Genomic DNA, 14,045 nt, shown 5'->3' with positions numbered 1-14,045 from the left:
CGGTGTGAGCGGCTTTCTTTGCCTACTTTCTTTGCCGCGGCAAAGAAAGTAGGTGCCGCCCCGCACAGGGGCAACCTACGCGCCGGTAGGCGCATCGCGGATGCTCGCGAAGGGCAACGCGAACCGCACCGCGCATGCCCGCGAATGGCAACATGAACCGCCCGCGCAGCAGACAAAAAAACTACCTTGGCAAATCCGAATGCCCCATCAGATACGCATCGACCGATCGAGCACACTGACGGCCTTCGCGGATCGCCCACACCACCAGCGATTGCCCGCGCCGCATATCGCCAGCCGTGAACACCTTGTCGACCGACGTGTAATATGCCTTGTCTCCTTCGGTAGAAGCCCGCACATTCCCACGCGCATCCTTATCGACGCCGAAGGCTTCCAACACCGGCGAAACGGGCTGCGTAAAGCCCATCGCGAGCAGTATGAGATCGGCCTTCATTTCGAATTCGGAGCCCGGCACTTCGACCATCTTGCCGTCCTTCCACTCGACGCGTGCGGCGATCAACTTCTCGACCTTGCCGTTCTTGCCTTCGAAGCGCTTCGTCGCCACGGCCCAATCGCGCTCGCAGCCTTCCTCATGCGACGAAGACGTGCGCAGCTTCACGGGCCAATACGGCCACACGAGCGGCTTGTTCTCCTCTTCGGGCGGCTGCGGCAGCAGCTCGAACTGCGTGATGCCCTTCGCACCGTGACGGTTCGACGTGCCGACGCAGTCCGAGCCCGTATCGCCACCACCGATCACGACGACATGCTTGCCCTTCGCGAGCAGTTGGTCCGCAACCTTGTCGCCCGCGTTGACCTTGTTCTGTTGCGGCAGGAACTCCATCGCATAGTGAATGCCCGCCAGTTCACGGCCCGGCACGGGCAGATCGCGCGGCGTCTCGGAGCCGCCCGTCAGGATCACGGCGTCGAACTGTTCCTTCAGTTCGTCCGGCGTGATGGTTTCCTTCGCGGTGTTGCCGATGTGCGACGGGATCGCGTCCTTGCCGACGAATACGCTCGCGCGGAACGTCACGCCTTCCGCTTCCATCTGGCGCATGCGGCGATCGATCAGCCACTTCTCCAGCTTGAAGTCGGGGATGCCATATCGCAGCAGGCCACCGATGCGGTCATTCTTCTCGAACACCGTCACGTCATGGCCGGCGCGCGCGAGTTGCTGCGCAGCGGCCAGACCCGCAGGACCCGATCCGACGACGGCCACCTTCTTGCCCGTCTTGTGCTTCGGCGGTTGCGGCGCGACCCAACCTTCTGCCCAGGCCTTGTCGATGATCGCGTGCTCGATCGACTTGATGCCGACCGGGTCGTCGTTGATGCCAAGCGTGCACGCCGCTTCGCACGGCGCCGGGCAGATGCGGCCCGTGAACTCGGGGAAGTTGTTCGTCGAATGCAGGACTTCGATCGCGTTCTTCCAATCCTGACGGAAGACCAGGTCGTTGAAGTCCGGGATGATGTTGTTCACCGGGCAGCCGTTGTTGCAGAACGGGATGCCGCAGTCCATGCAACGTGCACCCTGGATCTTCGCTTCGTCGTCGGTCAATGCCGAGACGAATTCCTTGTAGTGCTTCACACGCGTGAGGGGTGCTTCGTACGCCTCGTGGCGGCGCTCGAACTCGAGAAAACCGGTTGCCTTGCCCATATGGTTCTCTATGTCTATCTGAATCGGTGAGGGGATCGGCGCCCGCCGCTATGAAGAGCGGCGGGTGCGCTTCGTTATGTCGTCAGTGGCTTGTGCGGGAAACGATCAGGCTGCGAGCACTTCCCTGGCAGCCTTCTTCGCGCCCATTTCGCCCAGCGCGCGCTTGTACTCGGTCGGGAACACCTTCACGAACTGACGGCGCGACGCATCCCAGTTTTCGAGCAGCGCTTTTGCGCGCGGCGAACCTGTGAACTGGAAATGACGTTCGATGAGCCCCTTGAGCAGCGCTTCGTCGGTCTGGCCCGTGTGCCACAACGCCTTGTCGACCGTGCGTTCCTGCTCGGCCTGTTGCAGCACCGGTTCGAGCGCGACCATCGACTTGTTGCACTTCGCGCCGAACGTGCCGTCCGCGTCGTACACATAGGCAATGCCGCCCGACATGCCCGCCGCGAAGTTACGGCCCGTCTCGCCGAGCACGATGACCGTGCCGCCCGTCATGTATTCGCAGCCGTGGTCACCCGTGCCTTCGACAATCGCCGTCGCGCCCGAGTTACGCACGCAGAAGCGCTCGCCCGCGACGCCGCGGAAGAACGATTCGCCTTCGATCGCGCCATACATCACCGTGTTGCCGATGATGATGTTCTCTTCGGACTTGCCGCGGAAGTCGTTGGTCGGACGCACGATGATGCGGCCGCCCGACAGGCCCTTGCCGACGTAGTCGTTGCCGTCGCCGACCAGATCCAGCGTGACGCCCTTCGCGAGAAACGCGCCGAAGCTCTGCCCGGCCGTGCCCTTCAACTGGATGTGAACGGTGTCGTCGGGCAAGCCGTCGTGGCCGTACTTCTTCGCGATCGTGCCGGACAGCATCGCGCCGACCGTGCGGTTCACGTTGCGCACCGGCTGGATGAACGACACGTGCTCGCCCTTGTCGATCGCCGCCTTCGCCTTTTCGATGAGCGTATGGTCGAGCGCGCGGTCGAGGCCGTGATCCTGCGATTCGACGTGCAGACGCGCGACGCCCGCCGGAACGTTCGGCTGATAGAACACGCGCGAGAAGTCGAGACCCTTCGCCTTCCAGTGCTCGATGCCCTTCTTCATGTCGAGGTATTCGCTGTGGCCGATCAGGTCGTCGAACTTGCGAATGCCCAGTTGCGCCATGATTTCGCGCACTTCTTCGGCGACGAAGAAGAAGAAGTTCACGACATGTTCCGGCTGGCCCTGGAATTTCGCGCGCAACACGGGGTCTTGCGTCGCGACGCCGACGGGGCACGTATTCAGATGGCACTTGCGCATCATGATGCAGCCTTCGACGACGAGCGGCGCCGTCGCGAAGCCGAATTCGTCCGCGCCGAGCAGCGCGCCGATCACGACGTCGCGGCCCGTCTTCATCTGGCCGTCGGCCTGAACGCGGATACGGCCGCGCAACTGGTTCAGCACCAGCGTCTGCTGCGTCTCTGCAAGGCCCAACTCCCACGGCGTACCGGCGTGCTTCACCGACGACAGCGGCGATGCACCCGTGCCGCCATCGTGGCCAGCGATCACGACGTGATCGGCCTTCGCCTTCGCGACGCCCGCGGCCACCGTGCCGACGCCCACTTCCGACACGAGCTTCACCGAAATGCTCGCCGACGAATTCGCGTTCTTCAGATCGTGAATCAGCTGCGCGAGGTCTTCGATCGAGTAGATGTCGTGGTGCGGCGGCGGCGAGATGAGGCCGACGCCCGGCACCGAGTAACGCAGCTTGCCGATGTACTCCGAGACCTTGTGGCCCGGCAACTGGCCGCCTTCGCCCGGCTTCGCGCCCTGCGCCATCTTGATCTGGATCTGGTCCGCCGACGCGAGGTATTCCGCCGTCACGCCGAAACGGCCCGACGCAACCTGCTTGATCTTCGAGCGCAGCGAATCGCCTTCCTTCAGCGGAATGTCGGTGACGACCTCATCCCCAAGGATGGTCTTCATCGTGTCGCCGTTCTTGATGGGGATGCCGCGCAGTTCGTTGCGATAGCGGTTTTCGTCTTCGCCGCCTTCGCCCGTGTTCGACTTGCCGCCGATACGGTTCATCGCGACAGCCAAGGTGGCGTGCGCTTCCGTCGAGATCGAGCCGAGCGACATCGCGCCCGTTGCAAAGCGCTTGACGATGTCCTTCGCCGGTTCGACCTGTTCGAGCGGAATCGCCTTCGACGGATCGACCTTGAATTCGAACAGGCCACGGAACGTCATGTGACGGCGCGTCTGATCGTTGATCAGATGCGCGTATTCCTTGTACGTCTGATACGAGTTGCTGCGCGCCGAGTGCTGCAGCTTCGCGATCGCATCCGGCGTCCACATATGGTCTTCGCCGCGCACGCGGTATGCGTACTCGCCGCCCGCGTCGAGCATGGTCGCGAGGATCGGGTTGTCGCCGAACGCGTCGCGGTGCAGGCGGATCGCTTCTTCCGCCACTTCAAAAAGACCAATGCCGCCGACCTTCGACGCCGTGCCCTTGAAGTACTTGTTCACGAGATCTTCGGCGAGACCGACCGCTTCGAAAATCTGCGCGCCCGTGTACGACATGTACGTCGAGATGCCCATCTTCGACATGACCTTCTGCAGGCCCTTGCCGACTGCCTTCGTGAAGTTGTAGACGGCCTTTTCCGCCGACAGGTCGCCCTTCATGCCCGCCGCCATCTGCGCGAGCGTTTCCATCGCGAGGTACGGGTGAACGGCCTCTGCGCCGTAGCCCGCGAGCAGCGCGAAGTGGTGCGTCTCACGCGCCGAGCCCGTCTCGACGACGAGGCCCGTGCTCGTGCGCAGACCTTGCTGCACGAGATGCGTGTGGATCGCGGACGTGGCGAGCAGCGCCGGAATCGCGACGTTGTCGCGGTCCGTGCGGCGGTCGGACACGATCAGCATGTTGTAGCCGGACTTGACGGCGTCGACGGCTTCCGCGCACAGCGACGCGAGGCGCGCCTCGATGCCTTCCTTGCCCCACGCGACGGGATAGCAGATGTTCAGTTCGTACGAACTGAACTTGCCGCCCGTGTACTGATCGATCGCGCGGATCTTCGCGATGTCCTTGAAGTCGAGCACCGGCTGCGACACTTCGAGACGCATCGGCGGATTGATGTTGTTCGTGTCGAGCAGGTTCGGCTTCGGACCGACGAACGACACCAGCGACATCACCATGTTTTCGCGGATCGGGTCGATCGGCGGGTTCGTCACCTGCGCGAACAGCTGCTTGAAGTAGTGGTACAGCGTCTTGTTCTTGTTGGACATGACGGCGAGCGGCGAATCGTTGCCCATCGAGCCGACGGCTTCTTCGCCCGCTTGCGCCATCGGCGCCATCAGGAACTTGAGGTCTTCCTGCGTGTAGCCGAACGACTGCTGGCGATCGAGCAGCGCAGCCGCTTCGCGGCGTTCCGTTGCGACATCGTCCGCGTTCGGCTCGATCTCGTCGAGCTTGATGGTAACTGCGTCGATCCAGCTCTTGTACGGCTTCGCGTTCGCGAGGTTGTCCTTCAGCTCCTTGTCGTCGATGATGCGGCCGTGCTCCATGTCGATCAGGAACATCTTGCCCGGCTGCAGGCGCCACTTCTTGACGATCTTCGATTCGGGAATGGGCAGCACGCCCGCTTCCGACGCCATGATGACGAGATCGTCGTCGGTGATGATGTAGCGCGCCGGACGCAGGCCGTTACGATCGAGCGTCGCGCCGATCTGGCGGCCGTCTGTGAACGCGATCGCGGCGGGGCCGTCCCACGGCTCCATCATCGCGGCGTGATATTCGTAGAACGCGCGGCGGTTGTCGTCCATCAGCGTGTGCTGTTCCCACGCTTCGGGAATCATCATCATCACCGCATGGACGAGCGGGTAGCCCGCCATCACGAGCAGTTCGAGACAGTTGTCGAACGAGGCGGTATCGGACTGGCCCGGATAGATGAGCGGCCACAGCTTCGGCAGATCGTCGCCGAGCACGTGCGACGCGATCGCGCCCGTACGCGCGTTCAGCCAGTTGACGTTGCCCTTCACCGTGTTGATTTCGCCGTTGTGCGCGATCATCCGGTACGGGTGAGCCAGTTCCCACGCCGGGAACGTGTTGGTCGAGAAGCGCTGGTGCACGAGCGCCAGTGCCGACACGACGCGCTCGTCCTGCAGGTCGCGGTAGTACACGCCGACCTGGCCCGCCAGCAGCAGCCCCTTGTAGACGACCGTGCGCGCCGAGCACGACGGCACAAAGTATTCCTTGCCGTGCTTGAGCTTGAGCGCCTGGATGCGGTGGCTCGCCGTCTTGCGGATCACGTACAGCTTCCGCTCCAGCGCGTCCGTCACCATGATGTCCTTGCCGCGGCCAATGAAGATCTGGCGGATCAGCGGCTCGCTCGCCTTCACGGTCGGCGAAATCGGCATGTTGTGGTCGACGGGCACGTCGCGCCAGCCCAGCACGACCTGGCCTTCGGCCTTCACCGTGCGCTCCAGCTCCTGTTCGCACGCGAGACGCGACGCATGCTCCTTCGGCAGGAAGATCATGCCGACGCCGTATTCGCCGGCGGGCGGCAGCGTCACGCCCTGCTTCGCCATTTCCTCACGGTAAAACGAGTCCGGAATCTGGATCAGGATGCCCGCGCCGTCGCCCATCAGCGGATCGGCGCCGACAGCGCCCCGGTGATCGAGGTTTTCGAGGATCTTCAGGCCTTGCTGGATGATCTCGTGGCTTTTCTTGCCCTTGATATGCGCGACGAAGCCGACGCCGCAGGCGTCGTGCTCGTTTTGCGGGTCGTAAAGACCCTGCGCGGCGGGAACCGTGGAAATCGGCTGCTGGTGGTCGTTCATGGGGACACCGTCTGTCAGGGGCCGTTAGGGCCGTTGAACCATTTTTCTCGTTGCCGCGGTCTGCGGGTCAACCGCGCGGTGCGTCCGCTGGATATGCGATGCGGGATGTTGCAGTTGCACATCGGGACGCCGGAAATCGGAATATACGCGACGAATCAAAGGAATAGCAAACAAAATGTGATGGTCAGGCCCCTATTATCAATCTGGTGCATTTTCGGCCTTATTAATTGGTGCCACATCGAATCGGGGCAAAAGAAAACGGCATGCGCGGATGCCGTTCGCTTTCGCTTCTCGCCGACAAACCATTGATCAAAAAGGCTTTATTGAGTTTGCGGCGTCTCGCGGATCTTGCGTGGCCGCCCGCGCGGCAACGGCGACACACGCCGGTTCGCGGCCCGCGCCGCCCACTCTCGATACGAATCGCTGCCCAGCACCCAGCCCTTCAATGTGGCTTGCTGGAGCTGGCTCGCCTCGCGTTCGTCGAGTGGCTGCTCGCACAGCTCACGGTAGGCGCGCTGTCGCTCGAACGGCGTATTCCCAAGCGACCAGTACAGACGATGGTCGGTGATCAGGCTGTCTAAGGTTAGCCCGATGTGATGCCGATAACTGGACCATCGGTAATCTTCGGGCGCGCTCACGAGCTGGTTGCGCACCGGCGACATTTCGACGACGCGGCTCGCAAGCAGGAAGTATTTCTCGCCTTCAATGACCGTCGCGCGATAACGGCCTTCCCATAAGGTGCCGCGCCGCGAATAGCGGCGGTTGAAGTGCGCGACGTAGCGCCGGCCGACGGCCTGCATGGCTTTAGGCAGGCTCGACTCGTCGGTGGGCGTGACGAGCAGCTGCACCGCGCCTGGCATCAGCGCGTATGCATGAACGGACAGATGGTGATCGCGTGAAGCCGCCTTCAGGCAATCGATGAACAGCTCGTAATCCTGGTCGTCGACGAATGCGGGCTGCTGGTCGAGTCCGCGCAGGATCACATGCTGCGGCTGGTCGGGGACATAAAGACGTGCAAGCCGTGCCATGCTGGATTATCCAAAGTCGCGTTGGTACATACCCGAAGGTCCGAACAACTGCGCCCGCGCGGCCTTACGCGCCAAGCGGGTCTGCCGCATAAAGCATAAAGCTTAGGCGGAACGCTCTAGCGGGCGCGTATGGTTTGTTTGAAACGTTGTGGTCATAATTAGCGGGCCTTTTTTGGAGGAGCACAAATGAAATTAAGACAGGCCTTGGGGGTGGCGGCGCTTGCCTGCATAACAACAACTACTGCGCACGCGCAATCGGCCGGAAGCATTTACGTTACGACGGGCTGGTTCCATCTCGCGCCTCAGTCCAGTAGTCAGCCGTTGAGAGAAACAAACGTCAACGGTACACCTGTCAACATCACGTTGCCCAATACGGGCGCTGATGCCGGCGACGGCGACACGATCGGTTTCACCGCAGGCTATTTCATCACCGACCATATCGCCACCCAGTTCGACATCGGCGTGCCGCCGCAATTCGACCTGAAGGGCACGGGTGCATTTCAGCAGTTCGGCAAGATCGGCTCGGCGAAACAATGGAGCCCAACGCTGCTGCTCAAGTACTACTTCAACCAGGCGCAAGCGAAGTTCCGCCCGTATCTCGGTATCGGTGTGAGCCGTGTCTGGTTCACAGACGAAAAAATCACGAACGGCACCTTCCAGAAAACCGTACTGCATGGTCCGACCACCGTGTCGACGGATAGTTCGTGGGAGCCCGTGTTTAATGCCGGCTTCACCTACGCGTTCACCGAACACTGGTTCGGGGGCTTCTCGATTTCCTATCTGCCGCTCAGCACGACCGCCAAGCTGAACACGCAAGCGAACACGCCTATCGGTCCCGTCCATGTCCAATCGGAAACGAAGATTCGTCTGAACCCGATCGTCACGTACGTGAGCATCGGCTACCGGTTCTAACACAACAGGTTAGTCGAGATTTTCGGGCTTGAACAACGCCGTCGCACGAAACCGCGACGGCGTTCATTTTTCAATGCCCTCACGATACTCGTATGCGAGCGTCTTCGTCTTCGGCGGATCGCGCCATCGTCCCCGTTGCACGCGACGTTTGTTGCGCTCCTTGCGCCGTTCGCGCGCGTCTTCCGTTGTAAATTTGACTGAGGCGCGCGCGCTGCCGGGGCAATTTCTGCCGGATGCGGTGCGCGTCGTCGGGCGGCGCATGCGGGCACCCGGCGCGCTGCAAAGCAGACGGTAAAGCGCGCCGCCTGGCGGGCACCGAAGTTGCGTGAGAAGAAGCTTCCCACGGTGTATTTGCGGGAATCTTCAACCAGCCTCATCGACGGAGCGACCATGACAGCACTACCTAATACACGAGATGCCCTCGGCGAATCCTGGACGACGACGGGGCGTCGTGCGCGCCGCATCGCGCGCCATAGCCGACACGCCGCTGAAGATATTGCAAGCGAACTGCGCACACTGATGACCGAACTCGAGAACACGCTCGCGGACGGCACGCAGGCCGATGCCACGGTCCTTCGGACACAATTGCGCAAGCGTCTCGACGACGCCCGCACGCGTCTGAACGACACGCGCGATGCAATGCGCGCGCGCGCCGAAACTGCGATGCACGATGCCGACGATTACGTCCATGAGAATCCGTGGCGCACGATTGCAATCGTCGGCGGCGTCGCGCTGATCGCCGGTGCGTTGATCGCGCGCGGCGGCGCGCGCTGAAGGCGCGGATTTCCGCAGCGCGGCGGGCGCATCGCACGGCAGGAAAACAGCGGTGCTGTGAAGACGGCGAGCGGGCGCGCGCTCACGCGCCGGCCCTGCCGCCTTTGACAGCGCAAACGCTCTCGTGCGGTAGCCCCGTCGCGGCTTGCAAACGAACGCGCTTCGACAAGCGCATGCCGGAAAGGGGATGCGCCGCGCATCGGCGCGTCAATTGCCGTCGACGACAAAGAGCCGCTGGTACTCCTTCGACGCGTAACGGTCCGTCATGCCCGCGATGTAATGCGCAATGAGCCGTGGCTGTCGAGACGCGTCCGGCGTCTGATAGTTGGGCGGCAGCAGGCGGGGATCGTCGAGGAACGCGTCGAACAATCCGGCGATCACGCGCCGCGCCTTGTTCGCCATGCGCATCACGCGGTAGTGGCGATAGAGGTTGTTGAACAGAAAGCGCTTGAGCGCCGCGGCCTGCGCGGCGATGGCATCGCTGTGGGCCACGAGCGGCGGCGCGCGGCGCACGTCGTCGAGGGATTGCGGCGCATGCTGCGCGATATTGCGCGAGGTCGTGTCGATCAGATCGACGATCAGCGTGTTGATGATCCGCCGCACCGTCTCGTGAATCAGCCTGCGCCCTTCGATCTGCGGATAGTCGCGCCGGGCCGTGTCATAGTGCGTGCGCCATAGCTCGACTTGCGCGAGTTGATCGATGGTGAGCAAACCCGAGCGCAGGCCGTCGTCGACGTCATGATTGTTGTACGCGATTTCGTCGGCGAGATTCGCGATCTGCGCTTCGATCGACGGTTGCCGGCCTTGCAGAAAACGCTCGCCTAGCTCGCCCAGGCGCCGCGCGTTTTCGCGCGAGCAGTGCTTGAGAATGCCTTCGCGCGTTTCGAAGCACAGATTCAGGCCGTCGAATGCGCCGTAGTGCTCTTCGAGGTCGTCGACGACGGCAAGGCTTTGCAGATTGTGTTCAAAACCGCCGTAGTCGCGCATGCATTCGTTGAGCGCGTCCTGCCCTGCATGGCCGAATGGCGTATGACCGAGATCGTGCGCGAGCGAAATCGCTTCAACGAGATCCTCGTTCACGCGCAGATTGCGCGCGACGGAACGCGCGATCTGCGCGACTTCGAGACTGTGCGTGAGGCGCGTGCGGAACAGGTCACCCTCGTGATTGACGAAGACCTGCGTCTTGTATTCGAGCCGCCGAAAGGCCGTGGAATGCACGATGCGGTCGCGGTCGCGCTGGAACTCGGTGCGCGCACTCGGCGGCGGTTCATGGTGACGCCGGCCGCGCGATTGCGACGAGTGTGCGGCGTAAGGCGCAAGATGCGCTTCGAGCGCGGCGATGGTGGGCAACGACGCGGCACCCGCAGTGGGCGTCGCCGGGGCGTCGAGTGATCCGATCAGATTGTCGCTGCGTATTTCACTCACCGATGTCTCCGAATCAGGAACGACTGCCCCGCTGCTCGCTCGTTCGCGTCGCCTCAGGTGCCGACGCTCGCGTCGAGTGTTTTGACCACTGCGTCGTCGGGCGCGCGGGTGATCAGTGTGTCGCCGAAACGCTTCAGCAGGATGAACTTGATCTCTCCCGCCTCGGCCTTCTTGTCGACGCGCATCAGATCGACATAGCGCGATGCACCTAGCATGGGCGCCTGCGTCGGCAGATGCGCGGCCTTGATGACGGCGACGAGCCGCGCGCGCGCGGCTTCATCCAGATGACCGAGACGCACGGAGAGATCGGCCGCCATCACCATTCCGCAGCCCACTGCTTCGCCGTGCAGCCACTCGCCATAGCCGAGGCCCGCTTCGATCGCGTGTCCGAACGTGTGACCGAAATTGAGGATCGCGCGCAGACCGCCTTCGCGTTCATCCGCCGCCACGACGGATGCCTTGATCTCGCATGACCGCTTGACCGCCTCCGCAAGCGCTTGCGGCTCGCAGCGGTTGAGTGCTTCGACGTTCGCTTCGATCCACTCGAAGAAATTCGCGTCGGCGATCGCGCCCGTCTTGATGACTTCGGCGAGCCCCGCAGCCAGTTCGCGCGCGGGCAGCGTGCGTAGCGCGCCGATGTCGGCGATCACCGCCTGCGGCTGGTAGAACGCGCCGATCATGTTCTTGCCGAGCGGATGATTGATGCCCGTCTTGCCGCCCACCGACGAATCCACCTGCGACAGCAACGTGGTCGGCACCTGGATGAACGGCACGCCGCGCATGTAACAGGCGGCCGCAAAGCCCGTCATGTCGCCGATCACACCGCCGCCGAGCGCGATCAGCGTGGTCTTGCGATCGGCCCGCGCGCCGAGCAGCGCGTCGAAAATCAGGTTCAGCGTTTCCCAGTTCTTATGCGCTTCGCCGTCTGGCAGCACGACTGTCGTCACGTCCTTGCCGAGCGGCGCGAGCGCCGCGCGCAAGGTGTTGCCGTACAGGGGATCGACAGTGCTGTTCGTGACGATGGTCACCGACGCGCCACGGATATGCGGCGCGAACAGCTCGGTCTGGCCGATCAGATCGGCGCCAATTTGGATGGGATAGGCGCGCTCGCCGAGTTCGACGTTGACGGTAATCATGGAAGTCATCTTGTCATTATGACGCAGGAGGCTTGGCGACGCCGGCCATCTCGAGCTGCATCAGCACCATGTTGACGAGCCCGTTGACGGATGGACGGCCCGTTTCGATGACGAAATCGGCGCATTCGCGGTAGAGGGGATCGCGGATCTCATAGAGCGCTTCGAGGCGCCCTTTCGGGTCCTCCGTCTGCAAAAGCGGCCGGTTCTTGTCGCGGCGCGTTCGCAGCCAGAGGTCGTGCGGGTTGGCTCGCAGATACACGACAATACCGTGCTGGCGCAGCGCCTCGCGGTTTTCGGGGCGCAGCACCGCGCCGCCGCCCGTCGCAAGAACAATGTTTTCGCGGCACGTGAGGTCGGCGATCACCTGCGCTTCGCGGTCGCGGAAGCCCGATTCGCCTTCCAGTTCGAAGATCACCGGGATGCGCGCGCCCGTGCGCGCCTCGATTTCATGATCGGAATCGAAGAACGGGCGATCCAGCCGGCGCGCCACGGCCCGGCCCACGGTGGTCTTGCCTGCCCCCATGAGCCCTACAAAAAAAACGTTGGCGTGTGCGTCCTGCGCTTGCAACTTTTCCTCTGGATAATCCGGTGTAGTTCGTGCGGCAGCTTACTGGCAAAGCGCCTGCCTTGTCGAGCCTGACGGCCGGCGCGCTTGCGCCCTGCCGTGCTTCCGGCCCGCGCCCGTGGCGCTTCGCCAGCGATCCGTCAATTTGTCTGCACAACCCTCGGCGTGATGAAGACGACGAGTTCGCTGGTCAGATCGCGACGGGCGCGATGACGAAAAAATGCGCCCAGAAGCGGTATTTTGCCCAGGAGCGGCACCCGCGTCACATCATCGCGTTCGTCGGCCTCGTAGATTCCGCCTATGGACACCGTTCCGCCGTCCTCCACCTCGACGCGCGTCTGCACGTGCTTGGTGTTGATCGCGGGCCCCGCCGCCGTCTGCTCGCCGACACTGTCCTTCGCGACGTCGAGATCCAGCACGACCCGGCCGTCGGGCGTGATTTGCGGCTCGACCTCCAGTTTGAGGCTGGCGCGGCGAAACTGCACGCCCGACACGCCTTGCCCGACTTTCGCCTGATACGGCAGCTCCGTGCCCTGCTCGACCACCGCCTTCATGCGGTCCGCCGTCACGACGCGCGGGCTCGACACGATCTGTCCGCGCCCGTCTGCTTCGAGCGCGCTCAGCTCGATGTTCAGGAGCCGCGTCGCCCGCGCCGCGAACAGCGTCAGGCCTGCCGTTGCCGCGTCGAAACCGGAAATCGGGCGCGCCGACAGATCGAAGATCGCGCCGTCCTTGCCGCCGACGACACCCATCCCCTTGCCGTCTTCGCTGGTGGCCGCCATCGACAGCTTGACCCCGAGATTGCGCGAAAAGCCCTTTTCCGCTTCGACGATCCGCGCCTCGATCAGCACCTGACGCGTCGGCCGGTCGAGCGACGCGACCAGCTCCGCGATCTGCGCGAGCCGCGCTTCGAGATCAGTGACGAACAGCAGATTGGTGCGCGGATCGGCCATGGCCGCGCCGCGTTTGGACAGCACGCGCTGATTGCCCGACGCCGTCAGCAGCTTGCGCAGTTCCTCGGCGTGTGCGTAGTGCAGTTCGAACGTGCGGCTCGCGAGCGGCTCGAGCTCGGCGGCGCGCGCGTGCGCTTCGAAACGCTGGCGCTCGCGCGCGGCCAGTTCGGAGAGCGGCGCGACCCAGATCACATTGCCGCGCTGTTCCATTGCGAGACCGTTGACGTCGAGCAGGGTGTCGAACGCGGCGCGCCAGGGGACATTAGCCAGATGCAGCGTGACCGTGCCGCGCGCCTTATCGCTGGCGACGATGTTCAGCCCGGTGAAACGCGCGAATGCGCCGAGCACGGCGCCCAGTTCGGCGTGCTGGAAATGCAGCGTGATGGGCTTCTCGCCAGCAGGCACGGTGGACGCGCTCGTGCTCAGGCGCGCCGCGGGCGCGAGCGGTATGGGCGGACCTTCGAGTGCATCCGGCTGCGCTTGCACGTCGCTTTTCGGTTGACGCCTGGATTCAGCTTCGTCACGTGCGGCAGAAGGCTGCTGAGCCGCGTCCGGCGACGCCGGTTCGCCAGCCGATGCTGCAACAGCGTTAGTTGCGTCCGGCGTGAAGGGATTGGCTACGTCCGTCGTGATTGCGCGTGGCAGCGGCGGCATGCCGGCAGGCGTGATCGCGTCATCGAGCGGCATGTGCGCGGGAAGCGGCGGCAACGACGCGCGCGCCGCCAGCGCGACGAACGACAGGCAGGCGAACAACCACCGTATGCTGTGCAAGCGGATCATTCGACAGCCTCCGCA

The 14,045-nt window shown here is 63.4% G+C and carries 9 protein-coding genes; 2 read left to right on the top strand and 7 right to left on the bottom strand.

Going from position 1 to position 14,045, the window contains the following annotated elements; translation table 11 throughout:
- Positions 1 to 181: 181 nt before the first annotated feature.
- The 3 genes from J8I87_RS31095 to J8I87_RS31085 all read right to left on the bottom strand — a co-directional run bounded on the left by J8I87_RS31095 (position 182) and on the right by J8I87_RS31085 (position 7,485).
- Positions 182 to 1,648 carry a glutamate synthase subunit beta gene (locus J8I87_RS31095; protein ID WP_209935988.1) on the bottom strand — a complete coding sequence of 489 codons (1,467 nt, stop codon included), beginning with the start codon at positions 1,646 to 1,648 and terminating at the stop codon, positions 182 to 184.
- Positions 1,649 to 1,753: 105 nt separating this feature from the next.
- The gene (locus J8I87_RS31090; RefSeq protein WP_209935986.1) at positions 1,754 to 6,457 is read right to left on the bottom strand and encodes a glutamate synthase-related protein; all 4,704 of its coding nucleotides are present in this window, start codon (positions 6,455 to 6,457) and stop codon (positions 1,754 to 1,756) included.
- A gap of 320 nt (positions 6,458 to 6,777) precedes the next feature.
- Positions 6,778 to 7,485 (bottom strand): transposase, encoded by a 708-nt coding sequence (locus J8I87_RS31085; protein ID WP_209935985.1) that lies wholly within the window; start codon positions 7,483 to 7,485, stop codon positions 6,778 to 6,780.
- 186 nt (positions 7,486 to 7,671) lie between these two features.
- On the opposite strand from J8I87_RS31085, the gene J8I87_RS31080 reads away from it, so the two are divergent.
- Both J8I87_RS31080 and J8I87_RS31075 read left to right on the top strand, forming a co-directional pair.
- On the top strand, positions 7,672 to 8,397 hold the full coding sequence (locus tag J8I87_RS31080; protein WP_209935984.1) for an OmpW/AlkL family protein: 726 nt from the start codon (positions 7,672 to 7,674) through the stop codon (positions 8,395 to 8,397).
- 390 nt (positions 8,398 to 8,787) lie between these two features.
- Complete coding sequence (locus tag J8I87_RS31075; protein ID WP_209935983.1) at positions 8,788 to 9,171, top strand: YqjD family protein; 384 nt, start codon at positions 8,788 to 8,790, stop codon at positions 9,169 to 9,171.
- A gap of 207 nt (positions 9,172 to 9,378) precedes the next feature.
- Here the strand turns inward: J8I87_RS31075 and J8I87_RS31070 are convergent, their stop codons facing one another.
- From J8I87_RS31070 to pilQ, 4 genes are all read right to left on the bottom strand, one after another.
- Positions 9,379 to 10,572, bottom strand: a complete 1,194-nt coding sequence (locus J8I87_RS31070; RefSeq protein WP_209935991.1) for a deoxyguanosinetriphosphate triphosphohydrolase — start codon at positions 10,570 to 10,572, stop codon at positions 9,379 to 9,381.
- Between the two features lie 77 nt (positions 10,573 to 10,649).
- Positions 10,650 to 11,741 (bottom strand): 3-dehydroquinate synthase, encoded by a 1,092-nt coding sequence (aroB, locus tag J8I87_RS31065; RefSeq protein ID WP_209935982.1) that lies wholly within the window; start codon positions 11,739 to 11,741, stop codon positions 10,650 to 10,652.
- Between the two features lie 7 nt (positions 11,742 to 11,748).
- Entirely contained in the window at positions 11,749 to 12,300 is a 552-nt protein-coding gene (locus J8I87_RS31060) for a shikimate kinase (protein WP_209935981.1), read from the bottom strand.
- A 137-nt stretch (positions 12,301 to 12,437) separates the two neighbouring features.
- Positions 12,438 to 14,030 (bottom strand): type IV pilus secretin PilQ, encoded by a 1,593-nt coding sequence (gene pilQ, locus J8I87_RS31055; RefSeq protein ID WP_209935979.1) that lies wholly within the window; start codon positions 14,028 to 14,030, stop codon positions 12,438 to 12,440.
- Between the last annotated feature and the right edge of the window lie 15 nt (positions 14,031 to 14,045).

The sequence above is a fragment of the Paraburkholderia sp. LEh10 genome, from assembly GCF_017814945.1.
Taxonomy (GTDB): domain Bacteria; phylum Pseudomonadota; class Gammaproteobacteria; order Burkholderiales; family Burkholderiaceae; genus Paraburkholderia.
The sequence above is the reverse complement of the archived record's forward strand: the minus strand, read 5'-3'. Positions and strand labels throughout refer to the sequence as shown.